Origin of the sequence: Apibacter muscae, assembly GCF_007845595.1 — a bacterium.
Classification (GTDB): domain Bacteria; phylum Bacteroidota; class Bacteroidia; order Flavobacteriales; family Weeksellaceae; genus Apibacter; species Apibacter muscae.
In genome coordinates this window covers 355,722-371,836 of sequence record NZ_SELI01000015.1, presented here as the reverse complement: position 1 = coordinate 371,836, position 16,115 = coordinate 355,722, and the positions used below count along the sequence as shown (strand labels likewise).

15 protein-coding genes are annotated in these 16,115 nt (G+C 25.9%); 8 read left to right on the top strand and 7 right to left on the bottom strand.

Annotation, left to right across the window (positions count from 1 at the left end):
• Positions 1–13: 13 nt before the first annotated feature.
• Positions 14–757 (bottom strand): tRNA pseudouridine(38-40) synthase TruA, encoded by a 744-nt coding sequence (gene truA / locus ETU10_RS02760; protein WP_146309712.1) that lies wholly within the window; start codon positions 755–757, stop codon positions 14–16.
• 27 nt (positions 758–784) lie between these two features.
• Between truA and ETU10_RS02755 the strand changes: the two genes are divergently transcribed.
• On the top strand, positions 785–1,279 hold the full coding sequence (locus ETU10_RS02755; protein ID WP_146309710.1) for a metallophosphoesterase family protein: 495 nt from the start codon (positions 785–787) through the stop codon (positions 1,277–1,279).
• A gap of 4 nt (positions 1,280–1,283) precedes the next feature.
• On the opposite strand, the gene ETU10_RS02750 is transcribed toward ETU10_RS02755, so the two are convergent.
• Positions 1,284–2,054, bottom strand: coding sequence for a C40 family peptidase (locus tag ETU10_RS02750; RefSeq protein ID WP_146309708.1), 771 nt, complete (start codon positions 2,052–2,054; stop codon positions 1,284–1,286).
• Between the two features lie 9 nt (positions 2,055–2,063).
• Complete coding sequence (locus tag ETU10_RS02745; RefSeq protein ID WP_146309706.1) at positions 2,064–2,696, bottom strand: O-methyltransferase; 633 nt, start codon at positions 2,694–2,696, stop codon at positions 2,064–2,066.
• Positions 2,697–2,787: 91 nt separating this feature from the next.
• Here ETU10_RS02745 and ETU10_RS02740 point away from each other — a divergent pair, with 91 nt between their 5' ends.
• The 4 genes from ETU10_RS02740 to ETU10_RS02730 all read left to right on the top strand — a co-directional run bounded on the left by ETU10_RS02740 (position 2,788) and on the right by ETU10_RS02730 (position 7,475).
• Complete coding sequence (locus ETU10_RS02740; protein WP_146309704.1) at positions 2,788–3,519, top strand: metallophosphoesterase family protein; 732 nt, start codon at positions 2,788–2,790, stop codon at positions 3,517–3,519.
• Positions 3,520–4,120: 601 nt separating this feature from the next.
• Positions 4,121–5,314 carry a phosphoglycerate kinase gene (locus ETU10_RS02735; RefSeq protein WP_146309702.1) on the top strand — a complete coding sequence of 398 codons (1,194 nt, stop codon included), beginning with the start codon at positions 4,121–4,123 and terminating at the stop codon, positions 5,312–5,314.
• Between the two features lie 958 nt (positions 5,315–6,272).
• Entirely contained in the window at positions 6,273–6,479 is a 207-nt protein-coding gene (locus ETU10_RS11135) for a hypothetical protein (protein WP_185145045.1), read from the top strand.
• 27 nt (positions 6,480–6,506) lie between these two features.
• Positions 6,507–7,475, top strand: coding sequence for a zinc-binding dehydrogenase (locus tag ETU10_RS02730; RefSeq protein ID WP_146309701.1), 969 nt, complete (start codon positions 6,507–6,509; stop codon positions 7,473–7,475).
• A 192-nt stretch (positions 7,476–7,667) separates the two neighbouring features.
• Here ETU10_RS02730 and ETU10_RS02725 read toward each other — a convergent pair whose 3' ends face one another.
• Genes ETU10_RS02725 through ETU10_RS02710 form a run of 4 tightly spaced genes read right to left on the bottom strand, consistent with a single transcriptional unit; the run spans position 7,668 to position 13,084 of the window.
• Positions 7,668–8,519, bottom strand: coding sequence for a class I SAM-dependent methyltransferase (locus ETU10_RS02725; RefSeq protein WP_246118411.1), 852 nt, complete (start codon positions 8,517–8,519; stop codon positions 7,668–7,670).
• A 17-nt stretch (positions 8,520–8,536) separates the two neighbouring features.
• A complete protein-coding gene (gene mnmG / locus ETU10_RS02720) occupies positions 8,537–10,405 on the bottom strand; it encodes a tRNA uridine-5-carboxymethylaminomethyl(34) synthesis enzyme MnmG (RefSeq protein WP_146309699.1) in 1,869 nt (622 codons plus the stop codon).
• A 38-nt stretch (positions 10,406–10,443) separates the two neighbouring features.
• Positions 10,444–10,857, bottom strand: coding sequence for an rRNA maturation RNase YbeY (gene ybeY / locus ETU10_RS02715; RefSeq protein WP_146309697.1), 414 nt, complete (start codon positions 10,855–10,857; stop codon positions 10,444–10,446).
• A 10-nt stretch (positions 10,858–10,867) separates the two neighbouring features.
• Positions 10,868–13,084 carry a patatin-like phospholipase family protein gene (locus ETU10_RS02710; RefSeq protein WP_146309695.1) on the bottom strand — a complete coding sequence of 739 codons (2,217 nt, stop codon included), beginning with the start codon at positions 13,082–13,084 and terminating at the stop codon, positions 10,868–10,870.
• A 164-nt stretch (positions 13,085–13,248) separates the two neighbouring features.
• Here ETU10_RS02710 and ETU10_RS02705 point away from each other — a divergent pair, with 164 nt between their 5' ends.
• Genes ETU10_RS02705 through ETU10_RS02695 form a run of 3 tightly spaced genes read left to right on the top strand, consistent with a single transcriptional unit; the run spans position 13,249 to position 16,107 of the window.
• Positions 13,249–14,418, top strand: coding sequence for a glycosyltransferase (locus ETU10_RS02705; protein ID WP_146309693.1), 1,170 nt, complete (start codon positions 13,249–13,251; stop codon positions 14,416–14,418).
• A complete protein-coding gene (locus ETU10_RS02700; RefSeq protein ID WP_146309691.1) occupies positions 14,415–14,984 on the top strand; it encodes an acyltransferase in 570 nt (189 codons plus the stop codon). Before ETU10_RS02705 ends, ETU10_RS02700 begins: the two co-directional genes overlap by 4 nt.
• A complete protein-coding gene (locus ETU10_RS02695; protein WP_146309689.1) occupies positions 14,956–16,107 on the top strand; it encodes a glycosyltransferase in 1,152 nt (383 codons plus the stop codon). The genes ETU10_RS02700 and ETU10_RS02695 overlap by 29 nt, the downstream gene beginning before the upstream one ends.
• The last annotated feature ends 8 nt before the right edge of the window (positions 16,108–16,115 follow it).

Genomic DNA, 16,115 nt, shown 5'->3' with positions numbered 1-16,115 from the left:
TTTTATACATTTATTATTTAAAAATTTCTGGAGGATATTCTATATCTATTAGAATTAAGCCTTTGGCAGGTGCTGACGTTGAAGCAAAGCTTCTATTTTTTTTCTGAATAATTAATTCAAATTCTTGTTCGCTAATTTTTCCTCTTCCTACATCAATTAATGTTCCTACGATTGCTCTTACCATATTCCTTAAAAAACGATTGGCAGAAATTGTAAAAATGAATTCATCATTTTTTTGTTCCCATTTTGCTTGTTTAACTACACAATCATTGGTTTTATTGTCTGCATGTAATTTAGAAAAACTGGTGAAATCTAAATATTTAAATAAGATTTTAGCAGCATTATTCATTTTTATTAAATCTAAATTATAATTCAAGTATTGTGCGTGAAATTCTCTTTTAAATGGGTTTTTAGTTGTTGTAATTGAGTATTTATAAGTTCTTTTTACTGCGTCAAACCTTGCATGGGCATTTTCTGCAACTTTTATGAATTTTTTTATTAGTATATCCTGAGGTAAAAATGAATTCATTTTATCAATAAATTTCTCCGTTAAATTATCTGCATAATCAAAATGCGCAAACATTTTACTTGCATGAACTCCTGTATCTGTCCGACCTGCACCAACAGTTTTAATCTCAGTTCTCAAAATTTTACTTAATCTATCTTCTAAGACTTCTTGAACCGTAATTTGATTGGGCTGTTTTTGATATCCAAAATAATTCGTGCCGTCGTATGAAAATTCTATAAAATATCGCAATTCTATCGTATTTTTGAAACAAAAATAGTGAGAAAAATCTTATTACTTTCTGATACTCATTCTTACATTGATGATAAAATTTTAGATTACGCTTCACAAGCGGATGAGGTATGGCACGCTGGTGATATTGGAGACGTTAATGTTTCTGATGCTTTAAAAAAAGTTAGTTTGTCTTTTAAAGCAGTTTACGGAAATATAGATGGCTCTGAAATAAGAAAAGAATTTCCATTAAATCATAGATTTATGTGTGAATCTATAGATGTTTGGATGACTCATATTGGTGGATATCCAGGAAAATATGCACCTGTGGTAAAAGATCAGATTAAAGATAACCCTCCTAAACTTTTTATTTGTGGACATTCTCACATTTTAAAAGTTATGAATGATAAAAAATTTAATCTTCTTCATATGAATCCTGGAGCCATAGGAATTTATGGTTTTCATAAAGTACGAACAATGCTTCGTTTTCTCATTGATGGTGAAGATGTTAGGAACTTAGAGGTTATTGAATTTTCTCGTTAATTTTTTATATAATTCTTCTCATTAATCTTAATTGATGGGTATATCTATTTAAATCTAAATTAAAAATTCCGGTATAATCTAAGCTATCAATTCTAACTCTTCCGTGCGCATGTAAAATTTTTTGATTCGGAAGAATAATTCCTACATGAACAATTTTTCCCTCCTCATTTTCAAAAAAAGCTAAATCTCCGGGTTCAGCCTCTTCTATAAAACTTAATACTTGACCAACTTCTGCTTGTTGATAGGCATCTCTAGGCAATTGATAACCTGCAATTTTGTAAACCATTTGGGTCAGCCCACTACAATCAATTCCATAAGGTGATTTTCCTCCCCATAAATAGGGAGTATTTATATATTTAAAGGCAATTTCTAATAATTTATTTTTATCTAATTTTTGATTATTAAGACTTTCTTCAACTATAAATTTATGGTTAGGGGATAATTCGAAAATATTATTCTCGCTTAAATGATGTATTTCTGCTCCTATAGTTACAGGAAAAGGTTGATTTTTATAAATTAAAAGATTAAAGGGTTCTATTATATAGGATGTCTTTTGAGAAAAAAGTGAAAATTTATCTAACTCTAAATTTAAGATTTGTTTTGAGTCAACCCAACCTTCATAATTATCATATTCTACTTTAATTTTATTCCATTGCTTATTCGTATCTAGTACTTCACACAATTCACCGAACAAAAGTTGAGTAACCATTTCAGCAGCATCTGAAGGTTCTTTTCTAACTGGTGCTACACTAACCTGTACTACAGATTTATTCATAAGTTTTTTCTATTTTTTTCTTATAATGCTTAAACCGTCTCTTATGGGTAAAATTACAACTTCTAATTCATCATCAGAATGAACTTTTTTGTTAAAATCCTTTATTATTTCAGTTTTTTTATCTCCTTTATGGTCTATCACTTTTCCTTTCCATAAAATGTTATCAGCTAGTATAATTCCTCCTTTTTTAAGTTTTGGTTTAACTAGATCTAAATAATTGGAATAGTTTTCTTTATCAGCATCTAAAAACACTAAATCAATAGTTTCAATTATTTTTGGAATATATAAAAGTGCATTTTCAATTTTAAATTCTATTTGATCTTTAAATTCAGAAATTTCAAAATATTTTTTAGGAATGTAAGCGGTTTCCAAATTTTTGTCCAGTGTTAATATTTTACCAGATGAAGATAAGCCTTCTGCTAAACAAAGAGTTGAATATCCTGTAAAAGTTCCTATTTCTAATATAAATTTAGGATTTATCATTTTTGAAATCATACTTAAAATTCTTCCTTGTAATACACCGGATAGCATATGTGGTTGGGTAGTTTTTAAATGTGTTTCCTTTCGTATTTGTCTTAATATAGAATTTTCTTCTTCACTATTTTCTTCTATATATTTTTCTAATAATGGATTCAATTCCATAACCTTTTAAAATTGTAAATTTAACAAAGGTACTAACATAGCATTATTTATTAATCATACATATAATAATTAATTTGTAACTTTAATATCTATGGAAAGAATTTTAGTAGTGGGAGACATACACGGTGGTTTTAAAGCATTAACTCAAGTTTTTAAAATAGCTAATGTATCTAACAATGATCAGCTAATTTTTTTAGGTGACTATGTGGATGGATGGAGTGAATCTCCTCAAGTTTTAGACTTTTTAATTAATCTAAAACATACAAATTCATGTATTTTTATTAGAGGAAATCATGATGTTTATTTATTGAACTATTTAAAGCATGGAGATTTAGACCCAACTTGGTTAATTCATGGTGGTTCAGCTACTGTTAATAGTTATGAAAAGATCTTAAAAAAAACTATTTTTAAGCATATACAGTTTTTAGAGGAACTTGAGTCCTATTATTTGGATCATGATAATCGTTTATTTTTACACGCTGGTTTTACACATATGAGAGGTGTTGATTTTGAGCGTTATAATGAATCGTTCTATTGGGATAGAACTTTATGGGAAACAGCAGTAGCTTTAAATACCAATATTAATAAAGATTCTGATCTTTATCCTAAAAGACTTAAGTTGTATAATGAAATATACATAGGACACACACCAACCACACATATTTGCTCAACTATTCCTACTCAAAAAGCTAACATTTGGAATATAGACACGGGCGCAGCTTTTAATGGAAAATTATCTATTTTAAATATAAATAATAAAGAATTTTGGCAAAGTAATTCTCTACCAAACTTATATCCTAATGAAAAGGGGAGAAACCATTAGTTATATGTGGTACTACAATCTTGTTAATAAATTGAAGCATAAGCAGCTCTTCTAATATATCCTATCATTAACAATATCAAGGAATTAATATTTAATTAAAATATTAATTTACTGATATAATGAATCTTAATAAGTAATTAACAATTATAATTTATCTTTGTTTAAAATTTTATAAAAATAAATTTTGTTATAACTAAAAGATTTTGAATTAAAATTTTTTTAAAACTGCACAAAATTTATTTTAGAAATTTACTCATCATTTATTTTTATAGATGTAACCCATTATTAACATAATTGTTTATCCATTTTAAGTTATTAATATTATATTTATATTTGTTAATAACCTTTTAATTTACTTAAAATCAAAATTTTAATTCAATTTGTAATTGTTAATAACAATAAAATAAATCTTTATAACTAATATTTTATAAGTTATCCACATATCAACAGCCCTATTATTACAACTATTATTATTTTCTCTATTTATTAAATAAAAAAGAAGAAGAATATATAATTAAATGTGGATAAAATTAAGATTGAAAAAATTTCAATTTTATTTTTAATGAAGGTATCTTTGTATTAAATAAACAAGCAATAAATTATGAAGACAGTTAATGATTTTAATTTCAATGGAAAAAAAGCATTGATAAGAGTTGATTTTAATGTCCCTCAAGATGATAATTTAAAAGTTACTGATAATACGAGAATAGTTTCTGCTAAAGATACGATTGATAAAGTTTTAAAAGATGGAGGATCCGCAATTTTAATGACACATTTGGGTAGACCTAAAGGGGAAGCTTCTGAAAAATATTCTTTGAAATTTATAGTTGATGAAGTATCTAATGTATTAGGTTGTTCGGTTAAATTTGTGGATGAATGTGTTGGAGAGAAAGCGGAAAAAGCTGTTTCAGAATTAAAATCTGGAGAAGTATTATTATTAGAGAATTTACGTTTTCATAAAGAAGAAGAACAAGGAGATGTTGATTTTGCAAAGCAGTTAGCAAAATTAGGAGATATTTATGTAAATGATGCCTTTGGTACTGCTCACAGAGCTCATGCATCAACAGCTGTGATAGCACAATTTTTCCCTAATAATAAATGTTTTGGTCTTTTAATGGCTAAAGAACTTGAAGCTATACAAAAAGTTCTTAAAACGGGAGAAAAACCTGTTACTGCAATCTTAGGCGGATCTAAAGTTTCTTCAAAAATTACGATTATTGAAAATATCCTTCCCGTAGTTGATAATCTTATTATTGGAGGTGGTATGACCTATACTTTTGTAAAAGCAAATGGTGGAAATATAGGAATATCTATCTGCGAGGATGATAAATTGGATTTGGCCTTAGAAATATTAAAAAAGGCAGCTGAAAACAATGTAAAAGTTTACATCCCTGAAGATTCAGTAGTAGCAGATAATTTTTCTAATGATGCTAATTGTAAAGTGGTAGATACAAATGAAATTCCTGATGGATGGGAGGGGTTAGATATTGGTCCTAAAACCATAAAGACTTTCTCTGAAGTTATTTTGAATTCTAAAACTATTTTATGGAACGGTCCATTAGGAGTTTTCGAAATGCCTAATTTTGCCGTTGGAACTAAGGCAATAGGCGATGCTATTGGAGTAGCTACTAAAGGAGGTGCTTTTTCATTAGTTGGAGGTGGAGATAGTGTTGCCTTTGTTAAACAAAATAACTATACTAATAAAGTAAGTTATGTATCAACCGGTGGTGGAGCCATGTTAGAATCCTTAGAAGGTAAAGAATTACCTGGTGTAGCAGCTATTTTAGAAAATTAATTTCATATTTTTTTAAAAATGATATAAAAGCTTATTATTTTAATATTAAGCTTTTATTTTTTTATTTATATTTAGAAATGAAAAATATATTTAAGATTAATAATCCGGAATATTTCTTGATACTTTTTTTTGGGTTATCTTATTACATATTCATTTTATATGATAATCATATTAGTTTAAAATTTAACTATCAGTACTTCTTATATGATTATAGTTTTGGCTTTATAAAAAGAGGTTTACTAGGGCAGATATTAAATATTTTGCCAATATCTATTACTGAACAAGTATTCGTAGGAATAGCGACATTACTCATTATTATACTGGGTATTCTTTTTGTTAAAATTATTGATGAAATAAATTTTAAAAATAAATTCTTAAGTTATTTCTTAATCTGTTTATTATTAATATCTCCTTCCTTATTGAAGAACTTATGGTATGATTTGGGTAGATTAGATATTTTAGGAATTTTATATTGCCTGTTATTCTTATTACCATTTAGCCAAAAAATAATTCATATACTTTTTATTTTATCTCCAATAGTTTTATTTATTCATGAAGGATTTTTATTATTATGGCTTCCTACATATTTTATATGTTGGTTTATAATAAATGATATGAAGATTAATAAAGTATTTTTATTTTTTTGTATTACATCTATTGCTTCTATTTTTTTAATATATATTTTGGTAAATTAGAAGTTGATTTTGAAATATTTAAAAATTATCTTATTAATAAGTCTTCAGGTGAAGTTTATATTGAAAGTACTGTAATTACAGATAGTTTATATAGTCAGATTTACAATTCAATGGTTTTAAATTTTACCCATGTAAAGTTTTGGTTTTTAGGTTTTATTAATTTATTTACTTTCATCTATATTATAAAATTTTTTTTTAAAATATTAAATATTAGTAAGTTATATTATAAATTTATTTTTATTCCAATACCATTTACTTTTATAATGTTTTTCCTTGGATCTGATGCCTTACGTTGGTTTTCAAATATTTGTTTTTCATTGTATATCATACTTATAGCTATTTTAGCTAAGAATAAAAATGAAATTAGAGAATATAAATTTGAAAGTGAAGATTTTAATTATTTATGTTTTATGATATTCATACTATTAATTATGTTACCCTTTACTAAATTAGGTGTTCTTTGGTGGTAAAAAAAGTATCTTTAAATAAAAATAATTATGAAATTTTGGTTAGCAGACAATAATTTACTTGAAGAAAGAGAACAAGATATATTTACGGAATCTATCTATTTTGATAAGATATTAATCAAAATTAAAGCTTTTGGATTAAACAGAGCAGATTTAGGTCAAATATATGGGAATTATCCACCTCCTGAAGGTGTTACATCTATTCTGGGAATGGAATTTTCGGGAGTAGTTATAAATTCTTTTAAAGGATGTATTTTCCAAAGTGGTGATCGAGTGATGGGACTAGTGTCTGGTGGGGCCTATGCGGAGTATATTTACGTGAGTGAGGATGAAATTATAAATATTCCAGATTCTTTGTCGTTTATACAAGCAGCTTCTCTTCCTGAGGCATGGTGTACAGTTTTATTAAACTTAAAACTCATTGGGAATATACAAAAAGGGCAGAGGGTTTTATTGCATTCAGCTACGGGTTCTGTAGGTTCTGTAGCTATCCAATATGCTAAGTATTGTGGTTGTTATGTAGTTGCAACTACAAGAAGTGCTGAAAAATTAGATTATTTAAGAGATCAAGGTGCGGATGTTACATTTTTATTATCTGAATTAGAAAATAGCTGTAAAAAAATAATAAATGAAGGAGGTATTGATCTTGTACTTGACCCAGTAGGTAAAAATACTTTTGAATTTGATCAGAAAGTACTAAATAAAGATGGTATAATTATAATAATAGGGATTATGAGCGGTAAAGAAATTAATCTTGATTTAGGTACCTTATTAATGAAAAGACAAAAAATTGTTGGATCAACACTTAGATCTCAACCTATATCGGTTAAAAAGAATTTATTAACTGATATAGAATTTTTATTACCTGAAATAATTACTAATCCAAGATTTAAAATTTCAATTTCTAAAATTTTTAAATGGAGAGAAACTCCTAAAGCATTAAAATTTATGGAGGAAAATAAAAATACAGGTAAAATTATTGTAGAGGTAGATGTGTAATTTCTTTTTTTTAATAATTTAGAAAATATGAAATAAAATTTTATATTTTATTTTGGGTTAAATATTATAATTAATACATTGATATTCAATATATTAATTATAATATTTTTTATTTTTAACTCAGTTTCCTTAGAGTTTTATATATTCATTAATACAACATCATAAATATGTAATTCTCATGGCAATACAATTTTATTTTTTTCCGCTTAATATATAAATTACAGAAGAAAAATTTCCATTTATCATTCCTTTCAAATTTGATAATGAAGCAATAAATGGAAATCTAAAAATACCAAAAGGATTTTTAGAATAACTTTCACTAATTAAAGATATGTAAAAACTGTCAAAGGGTAGGGGATATGTATGTAATACATTAAAATTGTTTATATTGAAAAATTGAATTGCACCTTCTTTTGAGTAATGAAAATTATGTCTAGGAACATCCCAAGCAGCCCATCTTTCTTTATAGAATTTTGCATCATAGGATTTATGATTAGGTAGAGCAATAATTAAATAACCATCTTTTTTTAATTTTGTTTTTAATTTACTAAGAATTTCTTCAGGATTTGATATATGTTCTAACACATGCCAGAGTGTAATTATATCTAATGAATTTTTTTCAATACTATCTAATGAATTTGTTATATTGTCATTACCAATTTTTGATATAGCTATTTCTGAAGCTTTTGTATTGGGTTCAAAACCAAGAATTGAAAAGTCATTATTTTTCAAAAATTTTAGAAATGAACCATCTCCACAACCATAATCTAAAATTTTCCCTGATGACTTATATTTTGAAATAATTTTTAATTTATAATTTTCATTTAACTTTTGTATGAATTGATATACTTTTGATTTTAATGTGTTGTTTTTTGTATGTGATAAATATTTTTCACTATTATAGTATTTATTCAGATCTATAGGAATATTATTAGTTTTTAAAACACCATCATAGTTAGTTTTAATCAGTTCAAAGGTTTCATATGTTAAAAAATAATCAATAATTTTCATTTCAATAGCTATATATAATATAAAATGTTCCACGTGGAACATTTTGCTTTTTATCTTCCTAGGTAAATTAATAAGATATTTATATCTGAAGGAGAAACTCCACTTATCCTGTTTGCTTGACCAATAGTTTCAGGTTTAAATTTAATAAATTTTTGTTTAGCTTCTGTAGAAATACTATTTAGTTTATTATAATCGAAATTTGGTGGAATTTTAATATTTTCCAAACGATTTAATTTTTCTACATTTTCTAATTCTTTATCTATATAACCTTTATATTTTATTTTAATTTCGGTTTGTTCTAAAACATCTTCTGAATAATTGTTTTGTTTAATAAAATTTTCAATTTGAGGGATTTGTTTAAGATCTTTTAATTTTATATTCGGTCTTAATAAAATACTTTCTGCTTTCACAGTTTGATTAATTAAGGTAGAATTATTATATTCTAAAATAGGATTTGTTTGTTCTTTATGAATGGATGTAGTTTTAATAAATTGAATTAATTCATTAGTTTCTTTTAATTTTTTCTCTAAAGATATAATTCTATCATTAGATGCTAATCCGATGGAGTATCCCAATGGTGTTAATCTTTCGTCTGCATTGTCTTGTCTTAGGCTCATTCTATATTCAGCTCTTGAAGTAAACATTCTATATGGTTCTTCAGTGCCTTTAGTAATAAGGTCGTCAATAAGAACTCCTATATAAGCCTGATTTCTTCTTAAAATAAATGGATCTTTGTTTTGTACTTTTAATGATGCATTTATACCTGCTATTAGCCCTTGGGCAGCTGCTTCTTCATAACCTGTAGTTCCATTTATTTGTCCGGCAAAATATAATTGTTCAATAATTTTTGTTTCTAAAGTATTTTTAAGTTGAGTAGGAGGGAAGTAGTCGTATTCTATGGCGTAACCAGGTCTAAATAATTTAGCTTCTTCAAATCCAGGAATTAACCGAAGTGCTTTAATTTGGATATCATCGGGTAAAGAGGTACTAAAACCATTAATATAATATTCTATAGTTTTCCAACCTTCAGGTTCAGCAAATATTTGGTGTCTTTCTCTTTCTGCAAATCTATTAATTTTATCCTCTATGGATGGACAATATCTTGGACCCGTGCTTTTTATAGTTCCATTAAAAAGAGGAGATCTTTGAAATCCTTCTTTTAGCGTTTCATGTACTTGAGTATTAGTATAAGTGATATAACAGCTTCTTTGATTTATTAGTTTCGGAGTTTCTGTATAGGAAAATTTTAATGGATTTTCATCACCCTTTTGTTCTTTCATTTTAGAAAAATTTATGCTTCTTCCATCAACTCTTGGAGGTGTTCCCGTTTTCATTCTTCCTGATTCAAAACCTAAATCAACAAGATTTTCAGTTATACCAAATGCAGATTTTTCACCCATTCTGCCTCCACCAAATTGCTTGTCACCTATATGTATTAATCCATTTAAAAATGTTCCATTAGTTAATATAAGTGATTTTGTATATATGGTTGCACCCATATAAGTTTTAACTCCTATTATTTTACTTTTTTCAGTTATAATATTAGTTACCATATCTTGAAAAAAATCAAGATTAGGAATAGATTCAAGTTGTAATCTCCATTCTTCTGAGAATCTCATTCGATCAGATTGTGCTCTAGGGCTCCACATAGCCGGACCTTTAGAAAGGTTAAGCATTTTAAATTGAATCATGGTCTTATCAGTTACTATTCCTGATAGGCCTCCTAATGCATCTATTTCCCTTACAATTTGTCCTTTGGCAATACCACCCATGGCTGGATTACAAGACATTTGTCCTATAGTTTGTAAATTCATAGTTATTAGTAAGGTTTTAGAACCTAAATTAGCAGCAGCAGCAGCAGCTTCGGATCCTGCATGTCCACCGCCTACTACAATTACATCGTATTTATCTAATATCATATTTTTTTATATGTTCCACGTGAAACAATTTTTTTAAATCAATTTTTATATAAATTAATATAGAAGTTTTCTTTTTCTCTCATTAATTTAGATTCATTGGGTGATTTATCATTATAACCAATGATATGAAGAATTCCATGAATTAGAACTCTAATAATTTCCTCGTCAAATGATATATTATTTAATTTAGCATTATCAATTATTCTATCTGTGGATAAATAGAGGTCTCCTGAAACTCTATTGTTCTCTTTGTAATCAAAAGTAATAATATCTGTATAATAATCATGATCAAGGTATTTAATGTTAATTTCTAAGAGTTGTTCGTCCGAACAAAATATATAATTTATATTTCCTACCACATGATTTTCCATTAAAATAGCTTTGTTAAGCCAATTTCTAATCTTTTGTTTATTTTTTAGTTTAAAGTTATTATTTGAAAAATAATTTATCATAATTAAAATTTTAAAACCAATAGCCTAAACCTACACTTAATACACCTTTATTTTGATTGACTGAATATGAGTACATAAGATTTATAGGACCAAATGGACTGTCATACCCGTATCCAATTCCAAAACTAGTATATTTATATTTAAAATAATTTATATTGTCAAAATCATTTTCTAAATTAGCTAAGTTTACATAAGTTTTTAAATAATGGTTTTTAAATAATCTATAGTTTAAAGAAGAATATAAGGTTAAAATTTGATCATTGAATACATAACCAAAGGGTAGTCCTAAAAAGCTTTTAAAATTATTAAAATCTTGTTTAAAATACCCACCTAAATAATATTTATATTGAAGTGATGGGGATTCAAATGAAACTCCTAAAAAAAGTTGGTTTTCAATAAATAATCTCTTAGTAATTGGAATTGCAAAATTCAAGTCGCCTTTCAGCATCGTAAATCTCTCTTTTTCAGCATTTGAAAATAAATTGAATCTAGTAGAAACGTCTAATTTAAAACCTCTAGAAGGAAAATTTGCATTGTCTTGGGTATCTGCCTTTAAATATAAATATGTGTTAAAAAAATAATTTTCATCTTTTTTGTAATCAATATTATTTAAATAAAATGGCAAAGTATATATGTAATTGTATTCTAGCCCAGCACCTAATGCATACTTCTCCATTAAAGTGGACTGTATATATATTTGTTGATTAAAATTCCTAATACGATCAAAGGGATACTCATCATTTTTAATATCTGAATAGTTAAAGTTGAAGTTAGTATAACTTGTGTTCAAACCAAAGCTTGGTAATATACCATTATCGATGTAGTAATTTAAATTCGTTCTAAAATTATTACTAAAAATAACATCTAAGGATAAGGTAGAATTTTTTAAAAATAATTTATTTAAAGTTATATTTGTAAGTAATGAAGCTTTATAAACATCATCATAGTGTAATCCTAATTTTAAAAAATTATTACTTTTTTCATCTAAGTGTAAAGTAATTTTCTGACTATTTTTGGTGGAGTCATATTTAATTTTATAATATACTTGATTATAATTTCCAGTTGAATATAAATTGGATACTCCTTGATTTAGTTTGGTTATTGATGAATTCATAGGTGTATGTAAACCAATTTTTCTTTTAATAAAAATAGAATCATCACTTGAATTACCCTCTATAGAAAAGTTGGTTATAAATAAATATTTATCTTCAGGAAGTTCTTTAATTCTAGGTCTTGATAAACTATCATAATTTTGTAATTCAGCAATTTTTTTTAGTTGAGGAAAGTATTTATCAGCTATTATTTTGCCTTTTGCTAAAATAGAATCTTTTTTATCAAAATCCGTAACACTAAAATCCTTTAAATCAGGTTTTATTAAAAGATCAACAAAATCTCTTTCATAATCCGTTTTTAAGTTTATTCTATAGCTGACAATTTGATTAATTATATTTAAAATAGAGTTTATTTCTTTGGCACTTTGTAAACCAGATCCTAAATCTACACCTATAACAATATCCATTCCCTTATCTTTTAATGCTTTTGCAGGAAAATTGTTAACAATACCGCCATCCACCAATATTTTACCATTGATTTTCACAGGTTCAAGCAAGGAAGGATAAGCTCCACTAGCTAATACACTTAATGGTAAAAAACCTGATTCCATTTGTATTTCTTCGCCAGTTTCAAGATCCGTTGCTATACATAAAAAAGGAATGGGTAAATGAGAATAATCTTTTACATCGTGTACATTATATAATAGTTTAGTTAATAAAAGCAATGGACCTTGCCCGTCACTAATGGCTGAAGGAAAAGTTAGTTTAAAATTTTTTAAGGGCAATGAAATTATATGTTTTTCTCCATAAGATTTATTAAAGAAAGGAATATAATCCCTTTCTTTATTTTGAATAAATAGTTCTGTAAAATCAACACTTTCAATAGCATATTTAATCTCATTAGGTGAGTAACCTGCAGCATATAACGATCCTACTATTGCACCCATACTTGTACCGCTGATATAGTCAATTCTAATTCCTGCTTTTTCAATGGCTTCCAGTACTTCAATATGAGCAAAACCCTTGGCACCACCACCACTTAAAACTAAACCTACTTTAGGCTTTCTATTTAGTGAATCTATATTAATATTTGATATACTTTCATTAACTTGAGCAAATGATAAATGGCTAATTATTAAAACTAAAAATATAATATATTTTTTAGAATATTCCATAATAACAAATATATAAAATAATGTCTTTAAATTTTTAGGAATATATGTATGTATATTACGTTTTCACGTATAAATTAGATTATTCTTAAATTAATTTTTATAATTTTGCTTAACTATAAAAATATTATATATATATTACTAGGTTTTAGAGGATATTTAATTTAATGATAAAAAATAAAATAAAAATATTAATTAGAATTCGTTCCATGGAGACTGGAGGAGTTCAAAAAGTTTTATTAAATATTCTTAATAACTTAAACAAGAATAAATTTGAAATTACTCTTTTATTAAATCTTTATCAAGGCGAATTATTAGAGGATATTCCAAAAGATATAAATGTATGTTATATAGGAAAAGGAAAAAATTTTTTAAGTAAATTTTATTTAATTCGATTAATACAATTGGTATTTAGAAGATTTAAATTAATATTTTACAATATATTTCCTTTACTATTATATAAAAAATTTAGAATTGAAAATCTAGATTTTGAGATAGCTTTTCTACATTATAATTTTAATGAAGTTTTAAAAAGTCCAATCAAAAATTCTAAAAAAATTGGCTGGGTTCATGGTGATATAAGAAATACAGGTTTTTCAGATAATTATAATATTAAGATTATAGAGCAAATAAATAGTTTTGATAAATGTATTTTTGTATCAAATCAAACAAAAAATATAATTGAAGATCATTATAGGATTAAAGTAAAATACCCTCAAATTATTTATAATCCAATAGATGTAAGTTCGATATTATTAAAGTCTAAAGAATCAATTTTAGATTTAGATAGATTAATTTATGATAAAAATAATAATATAAAAACTTTTATTTCAATAGGAAGATTAACTGTTGGAAAAGGATATCATATTTTATTGGATGTTCATAAGGATTTGATTAGCAATGGTTTTTTTCATAAGATATATATTGTGGGTGAAGGAAATTATAAAAATAAAATTGAAGAATTTATAGATAAATATAATTTAAGAAATACCTTCATACTTTTAGGAGGAAAACATAATCCGTATCCATTTATAAAACAAGCAGACTTTTTTGTTTCACCATCATTTTCAGAAGCTTATCCATTAGCATTAGCAGAAAGTTTAATTTTAGAAAAACCTATTATTATAACAGATGTTGGGGGTGTAAAAGAAATGATGAGTAATGATAATGGTATAATTGTAGAAAGTAGAAATAAAGTAGAATTATATGATGCTATGAAATTATTTTTGACTGATCATTTAAAAGTGTCTGATTTTGCTAGTAATAATAAAAAATTTAAAGAATACTTTAATCCAACTAAAATTTATAGTGAAATAGAAAATTTATTTATAAAATGAAATCTTTAATTCAAAAATTCTTCTATTATTTAGGAAAATTTCAAAAAAAATTATCAGATGAATATTATCTTAAAAAATCATTAGAAAGAGGACTAAAATTAGGGAAAAACGTTATCTTTATAGAAATGCCCAATTTTGGATCAGAGCCTTTTCTAATAGAAATTGGAGATAATACAAAAATTACAGCAGGAGTACGTTTTATAAATCATGATGGTGGTACTTATGTAATAAGAAGTATGGATAAATATAAGGACGCCAGAAGCTTAGGAAGAATTCAAATTGGTAATAATTGCTTTATTGGAAATAACTGTATTATATTACCAAGAGTAAAAATGGGAAATAATTGTATATTAGGAGCAGGTTCTGTACTAACAACTTCTATGCCTGCTAATTCTGTATATGCAGGAATTCCAGCTAAATTTATTTGTACAATAGAAGATTATGGAGATAAAATTATAAAAAATAATGTTTTATATCCAAGAATATTAGAAAAGAATAGAAAAGATTTAGAAGATTTCTGGAATAAAAATTTGCCACATGCTTATAAAGAAAAAAATACTAATTAGAATAGGCTCGTTGAGACATGGAGGAGCTGAAAAAGTGTTAGTAACTTTCCTAAAAAATATTCCAGAGAATAAATATGAAATTGATTTATTGCTAAATCTAAAGTTTGGTAAATATTTACCAGAAGTTCCAAATTGGATAAATATTTATCACCTTCATGAAGGAGAGATGATCACAACAAATAAACCTTGCGAAATCCCTGTTAAAGTTTATAGAAGAAGTAAAGAAGAGATATTAAAAATTTTCCCAAATATATTGTATAAATATATTTTAAAAAAGAAGGATTATGATGTTGAGTTAATAGCAAATCATACATTGCTAGAAGAAGTTTTAAAAAGTCCTGTTAAAAATTCAAAAAAAATAGTCTGGATTCATAGTGATTTATTCAAAATTCCAAAATATTCAAAGGATAAGTTAAAAAAATTTTTTAAAGCAGATCGAATACTTGCAATTTCAGAAAATATTAAAAATGGGTTTGATAATTTAGCTAGCTCTAAAGAAGAAAAAGATAAAATTATAAAAATTTATAATCCTATTAATTCTAATGAAATTTTGCAAAAGGCTGTTGATAAAAAGGATATAGATTTTATAACTGGTAAAGAAAAAATTTTTGTAGCCATTGGAACAGTATATCCAGCCAAAGGATTTGATAGATTAATTAATGTTCACATAAAACTATTGAAAGAAGGTTTAAAACATAAAATTTGTATTGTAGGAGATGGTTATGATTTTAATAATTTAAACAATTTTGTTAAACTTCATAAGTTAGAAGATACAATTCATATGATAGGATATAGAAATAATCCCTATCCTTACTTAAAAAAATCTGATTTTTTTATACTATCTTCACGTTATGAAGGATATCCGACAGTTTTATTTGAAGCACTTGCACTTAAAAAACCTATTATTGCGACAGATGTTTCTGGAGTGAGGGAAATGCTTCAAGAAGGAGAATTAGGAAAAATAGTTGAAAATTCAGAAGAAGGGATTTATGAAGGAATGAAGGAATTTTTAAGCCATACAAAGACCCCTGATGCTTATATTCAAAAATTAGAAAAAGAAGATTTACCATTTACATTAGAAAATTCTGTGAAAAAGTTGATGGATATTATTGATAATAATTAAAATAAAAA

Excerpts from the sequence above, each read along its gene's own strand:
- ETU10_RS02750 (WP_146309708.1), bottom strand. The coding sequence starts at position 2,054 with ATGAATAAATCTGTAGTACAGGTTAGTGTAGCACCAGTTAGAAAAGAA.
- ETU10_RS02745 (WP_146309706.1), bottom strand. The coding sequence starts at position 2,696 with ATGGAATTGAATCCATTATTAGAAAAATATATAGAAGAAAATAGTGAA.
- ETU10_RS02740 (WP_146309704.1), top strand. The coding sequence starts at position 2,788 with ATGGAAAGAATTTTAGTAGTGGGAGACATACACGGTGGTTTTAAAGCA.
- ETU10_RS02735 (WP_146309702.1), top strand. The coding sequence starts at position 4,121 with ATGAAGACAGTTAATGATTTTAATTTCAATGGAAAAAAAGCATTGATA.
- ETU10_RS11135 (WP_185145045.1), top strand. The coding sequence starts at position 6,273 with ATGTTTTTCCTTGGATCTGATGCCTTACGTTGGTTTTCAAATATTTGT.
- ETU10_RS02730 (WP_146309701.1), top strand. The coding sequence starts at position 6,507 with ATGAAATTTTGGTTAGCAGACAATAATTTACTTGAAGAAAGAGAACAA.
- mnmG (WP_146309699.1), bottom strand. The coding sequence starts at position 10,405 with ATGATATTAGATAAATACGATGTAATTGTAGTAGGCGGTGGACATGCA.
- ybeY (WP_146309697.1), bottom strand. The coding sequence starts at position 10,857 with ATGATAAATTATTTTTCAAATAATAACTTTAAACTAAAAAATAAACAA.
- ETU10_RS02710 (WP_146309695.1), bottom strand. The coding sequence starts at position 13,084 with ATGGAATATTCTAAAAAATATATTATATTTTTAGTTTTAATAATTAGC.
- ETU10_RS02705 (WP_146309693.1), top strand. The coding sequence starts at position 13,249 with ATGATAAAAAATAAAATAAAAATATTAATTAGAATTCGTTCCATGGAG.
- ETU10_RS02700 (WP_146309691.1), top strand. The coding sequence starts at position 14,415 with ATGAAATCTTTAATTCAAAAATTCTTCTATTATTTAGGAAAATTTCAA.
- ETU10_RS02695 (WP_146309689.1), top strand. The coding sequence starts at position 14,956 with ATGCTTATAAAGAAAAAAATACTAATTAGAATAGGCTCGTTGAGACAT.